The following is a 13,533-nucleotide window of genomic DNA, read 5'->3' as shown; positions in this document are numbered from 1 at the left end:
GGCATCCGCCGGTCGGATTCCCGGTCGTGCCGGCCGCTGGCCGGCAATCTCATTATTCCCTGGATGCCGGGCAGCGGCCGGCACTACCACGAACCAGCCCTATCCCAGGTCGCCCAACCGCGCCTGCAACGCCGCGATCGCGGCCAGTCCGGCCGTTTCCGTGCGCAGGATCCGCGGCCCCAGTTGCAGCCCCTGGAATCCCGCCGCGGCCAGTTGATCGCGGTCGCGCGGCGACCAGCCGCCTTCCGGGCCGATCGCAATCACGATGCCGCCGGCGGGAGCGGCTTGCAGCGTCGACAGGCGATGCGCCCCCTGCGGATCCAGGGTCAGCCGCAGCGAATCGGCGGGCAGCGCCGCCGCAGCCTGCGCCAGCGACAGCGGGGATCCCACCTGTGGAATGCGCGCACGCCCGGATTGTCCGCAGGCCGAGGTCACCACGTTGTTCCAGTGCGCCACGCGCTTCTCGGCCCGTGCCGCATCCAGCTTCACCTCGGTGCGCTCGGCATTGACCGGAAGGATCGCGGCCACGCCCAGCTCGGTCGCCTTCTGCAGGATCAGGTCCATCTTCTCGCCACGGGCGATGCCCTGCAGCAGGGTGATCGCCAGCGGCGATTCGGTGTCGATGGCCTGCACCGCGTCGATGCGCACCTGCACCTCACGCTTGCCGGCCACGGTCAGCGTGGCGCTGTAGTCATGGCCGTCGCCGTTGAACAGCACGCAGGTGTCTCCCTCGCGCAGGCGCATCACCCGCACCAGATGGTTGGCGGTCTCTTCCGGCAGGGTCACGGTCTGGCCGCTGTGCAGCGCCAGGTCGATGGGGCAGCGGGTCACGCGCATGCAATCGCCTCGTCGATGGCCGCCAGCGTGGTGTGCGCCAGCAGTTCCAGTTGTTCGTCATCCACACAATAGGGTGGCATCCAGTACAGCACGTCGCCCAGTGGGCGCAGCACCACGCCGCGCTTGAGCGCGGCCTTGTAGGCCTGCAGGCCCAGCCGCAGGCCCGGATCGAACGGCGTGCGCTTGTCGCCGTCGCGCGACAGCTCGAAGGCCACCACCATGCCGGCCTGGCGCACGTCGGCCACGTGCGGGTGGTCGGCAAACGGTGCCGCCAGCTTGCCCATCACCGAGGCGATGCCCCGGTTGCGCGCGATCACATCGTCGTCGCGGAAGATGTCCAGCGTTGCCAGCGCTGCGGCGCAGGCCAGCGGGTTGCCGGTGTAACTGTGCGAATGCAGGAAGGCGCGCTCGCGCGAGTCGTCGAGGAAGGCGTCATACAGCGCCTGCGTCGCCAGTACGGCGGCCAGTGGCAGGAAGCCGCCGGTCAGTCCCTTGGACAGGCACATCAGGTCCGGCATCACCCCGGCCTGCTCGCAGGCGAACAGGGTGCCGGTGCGGCCGAAGCCGGTGGCGATCTCGTCGGCGATCATGAACGCGCCATGGGCATCGCACAGTTCGCGCACGCGCTGCAGGTAGACCGGGTCATGCATGCGCATGCCGCCGGCACACTGCAGGCGCGGTTCCAGGATCACCGCGCAGATCTCGCCCGGGTGCTGGTCGAACAGCGTGGCCAGGCCATCGGCTGCCTGCCGCGCGCGATCGGCCGCGCTCTGGCCGGGTTCGGCCAGGTAGGCATCGGGCGAGGGTGCGAACAGGCCTTCGGCCAGCAGCGGTGCATAGACGCGGCGATACAGCGGAATGTCGCCCAGCGCCAGCGCGCCCAGGGTTTCGCCGTGGTAGCCGTTTTCGAGCGCGATGAAGCGTGTGCGGCGCGGCTCTCCGCGGTTCTGGAAGTACTGGAAGGCCATCTTCAGCGCCACTTCCACGCCGGCTGAACCATTGTCGGCATAGAACACCTTGGCCAGCGGCTCGCGGCCGGGCTGGCGGGGGGCCAGCGCCAGCAGGCGTTCGGCCAGGGTGATCGCCGGCTCGTGGCCGAAGCCGGCCAGCATCACCTGTTCCAGCTGCCCGGCCTGGGCGGCGATGGCGCCACCGATGCGCGGTTCGGCGTGGCCGAACAGATTGGTCCACCAGCTGCTCACCGCATCCAGATAGCGGTTGCCGTCGTGGTCGATCAGCCAGGCACCTTCGCCACGGGCGATCGGCACCAGCGGCAGGGTGTCCGGATGCTCACGCATCTGCGTGCACGGGTGCCACAGCACCTGCAGGTCGCGCTGCCGCCAGTGGCGGGCCAGCGGGGAGGGGGTTGGGTCTGCTAGCATTTCGGGCTCATGAACATGTTGCTGCCTGCACATTCTATCGGCCCCGGCGCAGCCGCCGGTCGCCGCGGAGATTCCGCATGAACGATGACCGTGCCGGCCGTCGCTTGCCGATCATCCATCGGATCACCGATGAGGAGAACGGCCCCTTCCAGCGCCAGCACCTGGACCTGGAGTTCTCCAACGGTGAACGCCGCCGCTTCGAGCGCCTGGTCAGCCGTGGGCACGGTGCGGTGGTGGTGGTGCCGATGCTCGACGACGAAACCGTGCTGCTGGTACGTGAATACGCCGCCGGCATGCACCGTTACGAACTGGGGCTGGTGAAGGGCCGGATCGATGCCGGCGAGACGCCTGAGCAGGCGGCCGACCGCGAACTGAAGGAAGAAGCCGGTTATGGTGCGCGCCGGGTCGACGTGCTGCGCGCGATGACCCTGGCCCCGACCTACATGAGCCACCAGTCGTGGCTGGTGGTGGCGCGCGACCTGTACCCGGAAAAACTGGCCGGCGACGAGCCCGAAGAGCTGGAAGTGGTGCCGTGGAAGCTGGCCGAACTGGACCAGCTGATGCTCCGCGAGGACTTCTCCGAGGGACGCTCGCTGGCGGCGCTGTTCATTGCCCGCCAGTGGCTGCAGGGAACGCGATGATCAAGCTGACGACGGACCTGCGCGAGACCGCCATCGCCATCGCCCAGGAAGCCGGACAGGCCATCATGCAGGTGTATGCCGATGGCTTCGACGTGCAGATCAAGGACGACAACAGCCCGGTCACCGCCGCTGACCTGGCCGCCAACCAGGTCATTGAGCTGGGCCTGCGCCAGCTGACCCCGGACCTGCCGATCCTGTCCGAGGAATCGGCGCAGGTGGGCTGGGAGCAGCGCCGCCACTGGGGCGCCTATTGGCTGGTGGACCCACTCGACGGCACCCGCGAGTTCGTCAAGCGCAACGGTGAGTTCAGCGTCAACATCGCCTTGATCTACCAGGGCGCGCCGGCCTTCGGCGTGGTGCTGGCGCCGGTTACCGGCATCGTCTGGCATGCCATGCGCGGCGAACTGGCCTATCGGCGGCAGGGCCTGCACGACACCGTGCTGCGTACCCGCACGCCGGCCACTGCTCCGCTGCGCGTCGCCGCCAGCCGTTCGCACCGCTCGCCGGAAACCGAGGCGCTGCTGGCGCGCATGGGCCGCATCGAGACCATCGCGCAGGGCTCGTCGCTGAAATTCTGCCGGATTGCCGAAGGCGGCCTGGATGTCTATCCGCGGCTCGGCCCGACCTCCGAATGGGATACCGCCGCCGGCCAGTGCGTGCTGCATGCCGCCGGTGGCGCGGTGCTGTCGGCGGCGACCGGCAAGCCGTTCCGCTACAACCGCCGCGAGACCCTGTTGAACGGCGATTTCATTGCCCTTGGTGATACCAGCCTGCCGTGGCGCGACTGGTTGTCCGACTGAACCTGGAGGACGCATGAGCGCGCACGACACCCCTACCACCGGCAGCGCCGCCAGCAACGAACTCGAGCGCCTGCTGTCGATCATGGCGCGACTGCGCGATCCGCAGGGCGGCTGCCCGTGGGACCTGGAACAGGACTTCGCGACCATCGCGCCGTACACCATCGAGGAAGCCTACGAGGTCGCCGATGCGATCGACCGGGGAGACCTGGACGACCTCTGCGACGAGCTCGGCGACCTGCTGCTGCAGGTGGTGTTCCACGCACGCATGGCCGAGGAGCAGGGGGCATTTGCCTTCGCCGAGGTCGCCCGTGCGATCAGCGACAAGATGCAGCGCCGTCACCCGCACGTGTTTGCCGATGTCAGCGTCGACGATGCCGATGGGGTGATGCGCAACTGGGAGGCGATCAAGCGCGCAGAGCGTGCCGCCAAGGGCGAGCAGGACACCTCCGCACTGGCCGGTATCTCGCGTGGCCTGCCGGAATGGCAGCGCGCCGTGAAGCTGCAGTCGCGCGCGGCCAAGGTCGGTTTCGACTGGCCGGGCCCGCGGCCGGTGCTGGACAAGGCAGCCGAGGAGCTGCAGGAGCTGCGTGAGGAATTCGAGCGCGGCGATATCGCAGGCAACAAGGCGCGCCTGCAGGAAGAACTGGGCGACCTGCTGTTCGTCTGCGCCAACCTGGCCCGGCACGCCGATATCGATCTGGGCGCCGCACTGCGCGGGGCCAACCACAAGTTCGAGCGGCGCTTCCGCGCGATGGAAGCGCAGGCCGCCGCGCAGGGCGAGGCGCTGGCCGCACTGGACCTGGATGCGCAGGAAGCGCTGTGGCAGCACGCCAAGGCAGCGGAAAAGGCGTGAAGACGCTCGGCCTGTTCCTGCTGACCGCGCTCGCCGAGATCATCGGTTGCTATCTGCCGTGGCTGTGGCTGCGCAAGGGGGGCAGCGCCTGGCTGCTGCTGCCGGCGGCGGCCAGCCTGGCCCTGTTCGCGTGGTTGCTGACCCTGCACCCCACCGCCAGTGGACGGGTCTATGCCGCCTACGGTGGCGTCTACATCGGCACCGCGCTGTTCTGGTTGTGGCTGGTCGACGGCATCCGCCCCAGCCGCTGGGACCTGTTCGGTGCAGCCCTGTGCCTGGCCGGCATGGCGGTGATCATGTTCGGTCCGCGCGCGCCTTCGGTGTAGCGTCGAGCCAGACGCGACCGCTCCCGCTCTTCTGTAGCGTCGAGCCATGCTCGACTGCTTCCCTGAGGGCCAGCCGAGCATGGCTCGACGCTACAAAGGCAGTGCCACCGGATCATGCAATGCCTTGTCGAAATCGGCGAGGTCGCCCAGGCCGCTTTCCCTCCCGGGAAGGCGCATGATGGCGGTGACCACGGCCCCCGGAGCACGCATATGTCCCGCTTCGCCAGCTTCCGCGAGTTCTATCCGTTCTATCTCAGCGAGCACCGCCACCCGGTCTCGCGGCGGCTGCATTTCATCGGCAGCTGCGGGGTGCTGCTGCTGGTGGCTGCTGCCGTGTTGCGCGGCCAGCCGCTGCTCCTGCTGGGCGCTCTGTTCTGCGGTTACGGATTCGCCTGGGTCGGCCATTTCTTCTTCGAGAAGAACCGCCCGGCGACCTTCCGGCATCCGCTGTATTCATTCATGGGCGACTGGGTGATGTTCGCCGATATCTTGCGCGGGCGGGTGCCCTGGTAGCTTCGCTGTGCCGGCCGTCCTCACGCGCTATGCTGGGGCCTGGGCGACATAGATAAGGAAAGCGCGATGTTCCCGACCATGTTCTTTACCGTGGTACTGGCCTTCGTGGCCGTGGTGATCCTGTTCAAGGCGGTGCGGATGGTGCCGCAGGGGTATGAATGGACCGCTGAGCGCTTCGGCCGTTACACCCACACCATGACGCCGGGCCTGCACTTCCTGATCCCGATCGTCTACGGCGTCGGGCGCAAGGTGAACATGATGGAACAGGTACTGGATGTGCCCAGCCAGGAAGTGATCACCAAGGACAACGCCGCCGTGCGCGTGGATGGCGTGGTGTTCTTCCAGGTACTCGATGCGGCCAAGGCCGCCTATGAAGTGGCCAACCTGGAAGTGGCGATGATCGCCCTGGTGCAGACCAACATCCGGACCGTGATCGGTTCGATGGACCTGGATGAATCGCTCAGCCAGCGCGAGGTGATCAATGCGCAGTTGCTGAGCGTGGTCGACCATGCCACCAACCCGTGGGGCGTGAAGGTCAACCGCATCGAGATCCGTGACATCCAGCCGCCGCGAGACCTGTTGGATGCGATGGCGCGGCAGATGAAGGCCGAGCGCGAGAAGCGCGCACAGATCCTTGAGGCAGAGGGGTCAAGGCAGTCGGAGATCCTGCGCGCCGAAGGCGAGAAGCAGGCCACGGTGCTGGAGGCCGAAGGTCGCCGTGAAGCGGCGTTCCGGGACGCCGAGGCCCGCGAGCGCCTGGCCGAGGCCGAGGCCATGGCGACCAAAGTGGTGTCGGCGGCGATCGCCGAGGGTGACGTCCAGGCGATCAATTACTTCGTCGCCCAGAAATATGTGGAAGCCTTCAAGGAACTGGCCAGTTCGCCGAACCAGAAGCTGGTGCTGATGCCGATGGAGGCAAGCGGGGTGATCGGTTCGATTGCCGGCGTGGCTGAGCTGGCCAAGCAGGCGCTGGCCGACCAGGACAGCAAGGTCGCCAGCAAGCGGCCACCACCGATCGGAGGCTGACATGCGCTGGGAAGTCGTAGGCTGGGGCGCCTTGGCACTGCTGCTGTTCGCGGCCGAGGCGCTGGCACCGGGGGCGTTCATGCTGTGGATCGGCATCGGCGCGGCGGCGGTGTTCGTGCTGGTGGCGGTGTTCGGCGATATCCCGCTGCTGTGGCAGGTGGTTGCCTTCGTGCTGTTGAGCGTTGTCTCGATCCAATGCTACCGACGCTGGGGGCGGCCCCGCGCCCGGCCTAGCGATGCGCCGCTGCTCAACCGCCGCACGGAACAACTGATCGGCCGGGTCGTGGCACTGCAGCAGGGGATCGTTGATGGCCATGGACGGGTCAGCATCGACGACGCGTCCTGGCAGGTGAGCGGTCCGGAGTTGCCTGCGGGTACGTGGGTGCGGGTGCGCAGCGTGCAGGGCACGGTGCTGGTGGTCGAGGACGCAGGCCGCCCTCTGTAGAGCCGAGCCCACGCTCTGCTCCCACACGAAGAGCAGCCGGGCATGGGCTCGGCTCTACAGCTCCGGCGCTGCGCTGCGGCACGCCTGCGGGCGACCGATCTGGGATAATGGGGATTCTTGTTTCCTCTGCTGCCGGACCCGGTCATGACCCAGAAGACGCTGCTCAACGATACCCACCGCGCCCTTGGCGCCAAGATGGTCGATTTCGGGGGTTGGGACATGCCCATCCACTACGGCTCGCAGCTGGACGAACACCACCTGGTGCGCCGCGAGTCCGGTGTGTTCGACGTCAGCCACATGACCGTGGTCGACCTGCGCGGTGACCAGGTCAAGCCGTTCCTGCGCCGCCTGCTGGCCAACTCGGTCGACAAGCTGAAGGTGACCGGCAAGGCGCTGTACTCGTGCATGCTGAATCCGCGCGGCGGCGTCATCGATGACCTGATCGTCTACTACCTGGGCGACGATTTCTTCCGCATGGTGGTCAATGCCTCCACCCGCGAGAAGGACCTGGCGTGGCTGCGCGAGCAGGCGGCACCGTTCGGCGTTTCCGTCGAGCAGCGCCCGGACCTGGCCATCCTCGCCGTGCAGGGCCCGCAGGCGCGCGACATCGTGATCGGCCTGGCCCGCGAAGCCGACCGTGCAGCGCTGACCAAGCTGGGCCGCTTCGCCGCCCTGCAGGCGCAGTCCGACGACGGCGTCGAGCTGTTTGTCGCCCGCACCGGCTACACCGGTGAAGACGGTTTCGAGATCCTGCTGCCGCAGGATGCCGTGGTCGCCTTCTGGAACCGCCTGCTGGCGGCAGGCGTGAAGCCGGCCGGGCTCGGCGCGCGCGACACCCTGCGCCTGGAAGCCGGCATGAACCTGTACGGCCAGGACATGGACGAAGCGATCAGCCCGTATGAAGCGGCGCTGGCCTGGACCGTGTCGCTGGACGAAGGCCGCGACTTCATCGGCCGCGACGTGCTGGAGGCGCAGAAGGCAGCCGGCACCGCGCGCCAGATGATCGGCCTGGTGATGGACGAGAAGGGCGTGCTGCGCCACGGCCAGGCGGTGACCACCGCTGGCGGCCAGGGCGAGATCCTGTCCGGCACCTTCTCGCCGACTCTGGCCAAGGGCATCGCCTTCGCCCGCGTGCCGGCCGGTGAACTCGGCGAGGTCACCGTCGACATCCGCGGCCGGCAGGTGCCGGTGCGGGTGGTCAAGTTCCCGTTCGTGCGCGAAGGCCAGGCCCAGCCCGGCGTGCTCGCCGACGCCTGATCCGAACGTGCCGGTCGTCACTGACAGCAGTGGCGGCCGGTTGGTTACACTAGCCCCGTTTTTTCCACCCCTGCATATCTCTGGAGCAGTCCCATGAGCGAGATCCCCGGCGACCTCAAGTTCCTCAAGTCCCATGAGTGGGCCCGTGTCGAAGGCAATGGCCGCGTCACCGTCGGTATTTCCGACCACGCCCAGGGCCTGCTGGGTGACCTGGTCTACGTCGAACTGCCGGAAGTCGGCGCCGACGCCAAGGCCGGCGAGCAGATCGCCGTCGTCGAGTCGGTGAAGGCCGCCTCGGACGTCTACAGCCCGATCAGCGGCAAGGTCGTCGAGGTCAACTCGGCCCTGTCCGACAAGCCGGAAACCATCAACGAAGATGCCTACGGCGAAGGCTGGATGTTCGTGGTCGAACTGACCAACGCCGAAGAGGTCAACGAGCTGCTGGACCCGGACGCGTACGCTGAAGCCCTGGAGAACGAAGACCACTGAGTCGTCGTTTCCGGATTCTGGAACGGCCACCTTCGGGTGGCCGTTTTCGTTTTGGCGACCGCGTCGGACTCATGACGCGGGGTTCGCTGCGCACCCTCGGCGTGGCATCAGCCGATAGACGAACGGTGCCGATGGGCGTGCGCAGTTTTGCGCAAATCCGCGTTTCAGCCCCGCGCCGAAGCGTTCGAATGTGAAAACTTTTCGCCCCCCGTTGCGGCGCCGTTGTGCTGGCGTTGGCGGCGGTACCGGTGACCATCGACGATGCGCGCACGCTGTTGTGCCCAACCTTCGCCTATCTGCGCGGAGTGCTTATTTCAAGTGTTTTTTGATCAAGGCCTGCATTGGCATCGATGCAGGCAACGCGCGTGCGCGCCGCTTCGACGGTGGTTGCAGGCCGTGCAGAGTGGTGGCGCCGACGGCGCCCGGGAAGGCGCGGATGTGAAAATTTTTCGCGGGGGTTGTTGACAGTAAAAAAAACCGTGATTAGGTTTCGCCTCAGCAGACCTTGCCTGCCCAACCGAGTGCGCAGAATCAATCGTCCGATGCGAAGCAGCCCCTTCAAGACCACCGCGACCCTGATGACGGTGGACATGGCCCCGCTTCCCCCGGAGAAATGCAAGGCAACTCCCGTTCCGATGCCCGCTCCGCCGATCGAGGCGGGCATTGCCGCATCCGTAACGGCGCGCCTGACGCGCCGGCGGTCCCCGCACGCAGCATCCGCGGGTTTGATCCAACTGGGCGTTTCAACTCCCTATCACTGACGAGGAGCCATCCCATGGCAACCAAGAAAGCTGCGAAGAAGAAGCCCGCCGCCAAGAAAGCGGTGAAGAAGGTCGCGAAGAAGGCCGCTGCCAAGAAGGCAGTGAAGAAGGTCGCGAAGAAGGCGACCGCCAAGAAGGCAGTGAAGAAGGCTGCGAAGAAGGTCGCCAAGAAGACCACTGCGAAGAAGGCAGTGAAGAAGGCGGCGAAGAAGGTAGCCAAGAAGTCCACTGCCAAGAAGGCCGTCAAGAAGACCGCGAAGAAGGCCGTCAAGAAGGTAGCCAAGAAGGCCACCAAGAAGACTGCCAAGAAGGCCACGGCCCGCAAGCCGGCCAAGAAGGTCGCGAAGAAGGCGACTGCCAAGAAGGCCGTCAAGAAGACTGCCAAGAAGGCAGTAAAGAAGACCGCGAAGAAGGCCACCAAGAAGGCTGCCCCGAAGAAGGCAGCGAAGAAGGTTGCCAAGCGCAAGCCGGCCGCCCGCAAGAAGAAGGCCGCTCCGGTCGCTCTGCCGGCAACCCCGGCGCCGCTGATCTAAGTACTTCCCGATAGCCGCATCCTGAAACCCCCTTCCCTGGCTGCCCAGCGGGGAGGGGGTTTTTTTATGGGCCGTCTGTAGCGTCGAGCCAGGCTCGACTGTTTTGCTGACGGTCGGCGCTAGCCCTGCGGCGCCGCTGGAAAGCGCTCCACCAGGAAGTCGAGGAAGCTGCGCAGGCGGGTGGAGTGATAACGGTCGTGCGCATAGACCACGTGCATCGGCCGACCGGCCTGGCCGTGTTCTGGCAGCAGCTGCACCAGGCGCCCCGCCTCGACATCGGCGGCCAGCAGCAGCGCTGACTGCAGGACGATGCCCAGACCCTGCAGCGCCGCCGAACGCAGCGCTTCGCCATTGTTGATCTGCAGCCGGCCATCGGGCACGCGGTCGAGCCCGCCAGCATCGGCCCGCAGCCACTGTGCAAGTGCGCTGGGTTCGAACGACAGGCATTGATGGCCGGCAAGTGCCTGCACGCTGAGCGGCGTGCCATGCCTGGCCAGGTACGCCGGCGAGGCGCACATCATCAGGCGATAGGGGGTCAGCGCACGCGCCACCAGCATGCTGCTGTCGGCCAGCGTGCCGATGCGCAGCGCCGCTTCGAAGCCCTCTTCGGCAAGGTCGACCACGCGATCCGTCAACGTGGCGTCGACCCGGACATCCGGATGGCGCGCCATGTACTCGGCCAGTGCCGGTACCAGCGCATGCGTGCCGAAGATCACCGGTGCACTGATGCGCAGCGTGCCCGCCGGTGCCAGGTGCTGGTGCTGCGCCTGCGCGTCGGTTTCCTCCACCAGGCGCAGGATCTCCCGGCAGCGGGTGTAGTAGTCCTCGCCGAACGGCGTCATGTGCTGGCGGCGCGTGGTACGGCTCAACAGCTGCATGCCCAGCCGTGCTTCCAATGCTCGCAGGTGCTTGCCGGCCATCGTCGCCGAGATGTCCATCGCCGCGGCTGCGGCACTGAGGCTGCCCTTGTCCACGATCAGCACGTAGACCTGCATGCTTTCCAGCAGGTTCATCTGACACCCCGGGTGTTGAATGCTGAAACCTGCGCGGAGTTTATCAATCAGGGGTGATCAAACAGCATGTCGTGCACGGGCCGGACGTGCCGGCCATGACAGGAGAACACCATGGACTTGAATCTTGCAGGCCGTACCGCGTTGGTGACGGGCGCGGCCAGCGGCATCGGTGCCGCCGTCGCCAGGCAGCTGGCGGCCCAGGGCGTGCGCATTGCCATCACCTCGCGGCAGCGGGCACCCCTGCAGGCGCTGGCGGCGCGGATCGAAGCCGAAGGCGGCGCCACACCGGCCATCGTGGCCGGCGATGTCACGGTTGCCGGCGACGTCCGGCGCATCGCGGACGCATCCCGTGAGGCATTGCAACGTGTCGACATCCTGGTCAATGCCGCAGGCGGTTCCCGGCCGACCACGGTCGATGCCGATGACGATATCTGGGAGGAAGCGATCGCCCTGAACTTCTCCGCCGCGCGACGGCTGACCCAGGCGCTGTTGCCCGGCATGCAGGCGCAGGCTTGGGGACGGGTGATCAATTTCAGCGGTTCGATGGAACCGCGGGCGGTGAACGCCGCCACCGCGGCGAAGGCGGCATTGCACCTGTGGAGCAAGGGCCTGTCGTCGGAGGTGGCCGGGCAGGGCATCACGGTGAACGCGATTGCACCGGGGCGCATCAACAGCGCGCAGATCCTGGACCGCCTGCACCCCACCGAGGAAAGCCGACGCGCGTTCATCGCCCGCAACATCCCGATCGGACGCTTCGGTGAACCGGAGGAAGTGGCGCCGCTGGTGGCGTTCCTGGCCTCGCCGCTGGCCGCCTACATCACCGGTGCGGTGATTCCGGTGGACGGCGGCATGCACTACTTCGCGCACTAGTTCCGCATGTGTAGCGTCGAGCCATGCTCGACTGCTTCTTCGTGTCTGTAGAGTCGAGCCGTGCTCGACTGCTTTGCGCGAACAGTCGAGCACGGCTCGACTCTACAAGAGCCAACAAAAAGGCGGCCCATGGGCCGCCCTTCATGCTCACGGTCGAGCCCGCCTGATCAGCGCGGCGAGGCCACTGCGCGATTGCCCGAGGCGCCCTTGCCCTTGCGCTTGTCCTGCTGCGCCGGGCTGGCGCCCTCGGCCATCAGGTTGTCGCTGCCGAAGTCGGTGTCCACGTCCAGCCAGCGCTGCGCCGGCAGGCCGAGTGCCGAGTCGAGCACGGTCGGCAGCAGGCCGCTGGGCAGGCCGCTCTCGCCATTCCAGAGGATGGCGATACCGAGATCGCGTTCCGGCACCAGTGCCACCAGGCCACGATAGCCCTGCACGGCACCGGCATGGAACACCACGTCGTGGCCGGCGTAGTCGAAGGTACGCCAACCCAATGCGTAGCCGGCCGAGTGCAGGCGCTCACGGCGCCAGCCCGAACGCATTTCGCCCGGCGTGTTGATCAGGCTCGAATGCAGGGTGGCCAGCAGCGGTGCCGGCAGCACATCGGGGCGATGGCCGGTGTGGGCCAGCAGCCACTGCGCCATGTCGCTGGCGCTGGCATTGACGCCAGCCGCCGGAGCAACGCGGTAGTAGGTCGGCTTCGGCGTCAGCGAGACCCAGCCGTTGCGGCTGCGCACGTGCGGGCGCGCCCAGCGCGAGCTGGCCTGGATGCCGGCCAGGCCGAGGCTGGCATCATTCATGCCCAGCGGCTTGAAGATGCGACGCTCGACCGACTGCTCGTAGAAGCTGCCGGAGGCCGCATAGACAACGTCACCGATCAGGCTGAAGGCCACGTTCTGGTAGGCGTAGCAGTCGCCCGGCAGGCACTTCAGGCTGGTGTTGGCCAGCTTCTGGGTCAGCGAGTAGTACTCGGCGTTGCCTTCGATGTCGCGGTCGTAGGCGTTGTACGGCAGGCCGACGCGATGGCTGAGCACGTCGGCGACGGTCAGGCGGTCGGTGGCTTCCGGCGAGTTCAAGCGGAAGCCCGGCACGTAGTCGGTGACCTTGCTGTCCCAGCGCAGCGTGCCGTCGTTGACCAGCAGGCCGGCCATGGTGCCGGCGAAGGCCTTGGACAGCGAGGCCAGGCGGAACACGGTGTGCGCATCGACCGGCAGCGGGTTGTTGACGTCGGTGACGCCATAGCCGCGCGCGCTGAGGATGCGGCCGCCCTGCACGATCGCCACCGCCATGCCCGGCACGCGCTCGCCATAGGTCAGCTGCTGCGCCATCGATTCGATGTTGGCGACGTTGAAGCCGGCGGCCGGCGCCTGGACGTGCGGCACCAGGCCGGTGCGGTAGGCCGCAGGCTGGGTGTGGGCGACGGTGGGAGCCGTCGCGGATTCGATGTTGGTCGGCATCGGCGGCAATGCCGGCGGTGTCTGCGCGGTGGTGGACAAGGCAACGGGCATCAACATGCCCAGCAAACCGGTGGCCGCCGAACGGATCGGACGACGCAGGCTGTTCTTTTTCATCGGTTGGACCCGTGCGCGACTGCTGATGGCGATTCTAGCGCCGCTTTTCCCCTGTGCACAAACAAAGCGAAGATGAATGCGCATCTTGTTGAAAAAGTTGGAATTTTGACGCCCCGAAAGTGTGTGTCGGAACGTGTCATCGCGGCCCGTCGTCGCGCCCATCGGCAGGCGCGGGGGCGCGTCACGCTGGCGATGTTGCAGTGCATTGGCTAACGTACG

Annotated in this window: 16 protein-coding genes; 11 read left to right on the top strand and 5 right to left on the bottom strand. The window is 67.0% G+C overall.

Translation table 11 applies throughout. The features are described from left to right. Window positions 1-99: 99 nt before the first annotated feature. Window positions 100-837: a 16S rRNA (uracil(1498)-N(3))-methyltransferase gene (locus tag AB1281_RS14905; RefSeq protein WP_430346273.1), complete on the bottom strand. Its 738-nt coding sequence runs from the start codon at window positions 835-837 to the stop codon at window positions 100-102. Beyond that, on the bottom strand, window positions 828-2,219 hold the full coding sequence (gene bioA, locus AB1281_RS14900) for an adenosylmethionine--8-amino-7-oxononanoate transaminase (protein WP_430346272.1): 1,392 nt from the start codon (window positions 2,217-2,219) through the stop codon (window positions 828-830). Before bioA ends, AB1281_RS14905 begins: the two co-directional genes overlap by 10 nt. A 77-nt stretch (window positions 2,220-2,296) precedes the next feature. Between bioA and nudE the strand changes: the two genes are divergently transcribed. From nudE to gcvH, 9 genes are all read left to right on the top strand, one after another. Next, complete coding sequence (gene nudE / locus AB1281_RS14895) at window positions 2,297-2,860, top strand: ADP compounds hydrolase NudE (protein ID WP_005418435.1); 564 nt, start codon at window positions 2,297-2,299, stop codon at window positions 2,858-2,860. Beyond that, window positions 2,857-3,660, top strand: a complete 804-nt coding sequence (gene cysQ / locus AB1281_RS14890) for a 3'(2'),5'-bisphosphate nucleotidase CysQ (RefSeq protein WP_014038179.1) — start codon at window positions 2,857-2,859, stop codon at window positions 3,658-3,660. Before nudE ends, cysQ begins: the two co-directional genes overlap by 4 nt. A gap of 13 nt (window positions 3,661-3,673) precedes the next feature. Next, entirely contained in the window at window positions 3,674-4,513 is an 840-nt protein-coding gene (gene mazG / locus AB1281_RS14885; RefSeq protein ID WP_164119052.1) for a nucleoside triphosphate pyrophosphohydrolase, read from the top strand. Beyond that, window positions 4,510-4,839 carry a YnfA family protein gene (locus tag AB1281_RS14880; RefSeq protein ID WP_075676844.1) on the top strand — a complete coding sequence of 110 codons (330 nt, stop codon included), beginning with the start codon at window positions 4,510-4,512 and terminating at the stop codon, window positions 4,837-4,839. Before mazG ends, AB1281_RS14880 begins: the two co-directional genes overlap by 4 nt. 210 nt (window positions 4,840-5,049) lie before the next feature. Next, on the top strand, window positions 5,050-5,352 hold the full coding sequence (locus AB1281_RS14875) for a DUF962 domain-containing protein (protein ID WP_164119056.1): 303 nt from the start codon (window positions 5,050-5,052) through the stop codon (window positions 5,350-5,352). Between the two features lie 66 nt (window positions 5,353-5,418). Continuing rightward, on the top strand, window positions 5,419-6,378 hold the full coding sequence (locus tag AB1281_RS14870; RefSeq protein WP_430346271.1) for an SPFH domain-containing protein: 960 nt from the start codon (window positions 5,419-5,421) through the stop codon (window positions 6,376-6,378). A gap of 1 nt (window position 6,379) precedes the next feature. Continuing rightward, on the top strand, window positions 6,380-6,823 hold the full coding sequence (locus AB1281_RS14865; protein WP_164119060.1) for an NfeD family protein: 444 nt from the start codon (window positions 6,380-6,382) through the stop codon (window positions 6,821-6,823). 144 nt (window positions 6,824-6,967) lie between these two features. Then, complete coding sequence (gcvT, locus tag AB1281_RS14860) at window positions 6,968-8,080, top strand: glycine cleavage system aminomethyltransferase GcvT (protein ID WP_014038175.1); 1,113 nt, start codon at window positions 6,968-6,970, stop codon at window positions 8,078-8,080. Between the two features lie 93 nt (window positions 8,081-8,173). Next, window positions 8,174-8,569: a glycine cleavage system protein GcvH gene (gene gcvH, locus AB1281_RS14855; RefSeq protein WP_006464497.1), complete on the top strand. Its 396-nt coding sequence runs from the start codon at window positions 8,174-8,176 to the stop codon at window positions 8,567-8,569. A 292-nt stretch (window positions 8,570-8,861) separates the two neighbouring features. Here gcvH and AB1281_RS14850 read toward each other — a convergent pair whose 3' ends face one another. After that, window positions 8,862-9,161 (bottom strand): hypothetical protein, encoded by a 300-nt coding sequence (locus tag AB1281_RS14850; protein ID WP_430346270.1) that lies wholly within the window; start codon window positions 9,159-9,161, stop codon window positions 8,862-8,864. 183 nt (window positions 9,162-9,344) lie between these two features. Between AB1281_RS14850 and AB1281_RS14845 the strand changes: the two genes are divergently transcribed. After that, window positions 9,345-9,863: a hypothetical protein gene (locus AB1281_RS14845; protein ID WP_032130057.1), complete on the top strand. Its 519-nt coding sequence runs from the start codon at window positions 9,345-9,347 to the stop codon at window positions 9,861-9,863. A gap of 119 nt (window positions 9,864-9,982) precedes the next feature. Here the strand turns inward: AB1281_RS14845 and AB1281_RS14840 are convergent, their stop codons facing one another. Then, complete coding sequence (locus tag AB1281_RS14840; protein ID WP_075676846.1) at window positions 9,983-10,876, bottom strand: LysR family transcriptional regulator; 894 nt, start codon at window positions 10,874-10,876, stop codon at window positions 9,983-9,985. 111 nt (window positions 10,877-10,987) lie between these two features. On the opposite strand from AB1281_RS14840, the gene AB1281_RS14835 reads away from it, so the two are divergent. Beyond that, window positions 10,988-11,746, top strand: coding sequence for an SDR family NAD(P)-dependent oxidoreductase (locus tag AB1281_RS14835; RefSeq protein WP_430346269.1), 759 nt, complete (start codon window positions 10,988-10,990; stop codon window positions 11,744-11,746). A gap of 167 nt (window positions 11,747-11,913) precedes the next feature. Here the strand turns inward: AB1281_RS14835 and AB1281_RS14830 are convergent, their stop codons facing one another. Further along, on the bottom strand, window positions 11,914-13,314 hold the full coding sequence (locus tag AB1281_RS14830; RefSeq protein WP_075676850.1) for a serine hydrolase domain-containing protein: 1,401 nt from the start codon (window positions 13,312-13,314) through the stop codon (window positions 11,914-11,916). Window positions 13,315-13,533 lie beyond the last annotated feature (219 nt).

It is taken from the genome of Stenotrophomonas sp. NRRL B-14846 (assembly GCF_050473585.1).
In the GTDB taxonomy this organism is placed as follows: Bacteria; Pseudomonadota; Gammaproteobacteria; order Xanthomonadales; family Xanthomonadaceae; genus Stenotrophomonas.
The sequence above is the reverse complement of the archived record's forward strand: the minus strand, read 5'-3'. Positions and strand labels throughout refer to the sequence as shown.

Coding starts and splice junctions, on each gene's coding strand:
- bioA (WP_430346272.1), bottom strand. CDS start 2,219: ATGCTAGCAGACCCAACCCCCTCCCCGCTGGCCCGCCACTGGCGGCAG.
- mazG (WP_164119052.1), top strand. CDS start 3,674: ATGAGCGCGCACGACACCCCTACCACCGGCAGCGCCGCCAGCAACGAA.
- AB1281_RS14905 (WP_430346273.1), bottom strand. CDS start 837: ATGCGCGTGACCCGCTGCCCCATCGACCTGGCGCTGCACAGCGGCCAG.
- gcvH (WP_006464497.1), top strand. CDS start 8,174: ATGAGCGAGATCCCCGGCGACCTCAAGTTCCTCAAGTCCCATGAGTGG.
- AB1281_RS14865 (WP_164119060.1), top strand. CDS start 6,380: ATGCGCTGGGAAGTCGTAGGCTGGGGCGCCTTGGCACTGCTGCTGTTC.
- AB1281_RS14850 (WP_430346270.1), bottom strand. CDS start 9,161: ATGTCCACCGTCATCAGGGTCGCGGTGGTCTTGAAGGGGCTGCTTCGC.
- cysQ (WP_014038179.1), top strand. CDS start 2,857: ATGATCAAGCTGACGACGGACCTGCGCGAGACCGCCATCGCCATCGCC.
- AB1281_RS14840 (WP_075676846.1), bottom strand. CDS start 10,876: ATGAACCTGCTGGAAAGCATGCAGGTCTACGTGCTGATCGTGGACAAG.
- AB1281_RS14875 (WP_164119056.1), top strand. CDS start 5,050: ATGTCCCGCTTCGCCAGCTTCCGCGAGTTCTATCCGTTCTATCTCAGC.
- AB1281_RS14845 (WP_032130057.1), top strand. CDS start 9,345: ATGGCAACCAAGAAAGCTGCGAAGAAGAAGCCCGCCGCCAAGAAAGCG.
- AB1281_RS14870 (WP_430346271.1), top strand. CDS start 5,419: ATGTTCCCGACCATGTTCTTTACCGTGGTACTGGCCTTCGTGGCCGTG.
- AB1281_RS14830 (WP_075676850.1), bottom strand. CDS start 13,314: ATGAAAAAGAACAGCCTGCGTCGTCCGATCCGTTCGGCGGCCACCGGT.
- nudE (WP_005418435.1), top strand. CDS start 2,297: ATGAACGATGACCGTGCCGGCCGTCGCTTGCCGATCATCCATCGGATC.
- gcvT (WP_014038175.1), top strand. CDS start 6,968: ATGACCCAGAAGACGCTGCTCAACGATACCCACCGCGCCCTTGGCGCC.
- AB1281_RS14835 (WP_430346269.1), top strand. CDS start 10,988: ATGGACTTGAATCTTGCAGGCCGTACCGCGTTGGTGACGGGCGCGGCC.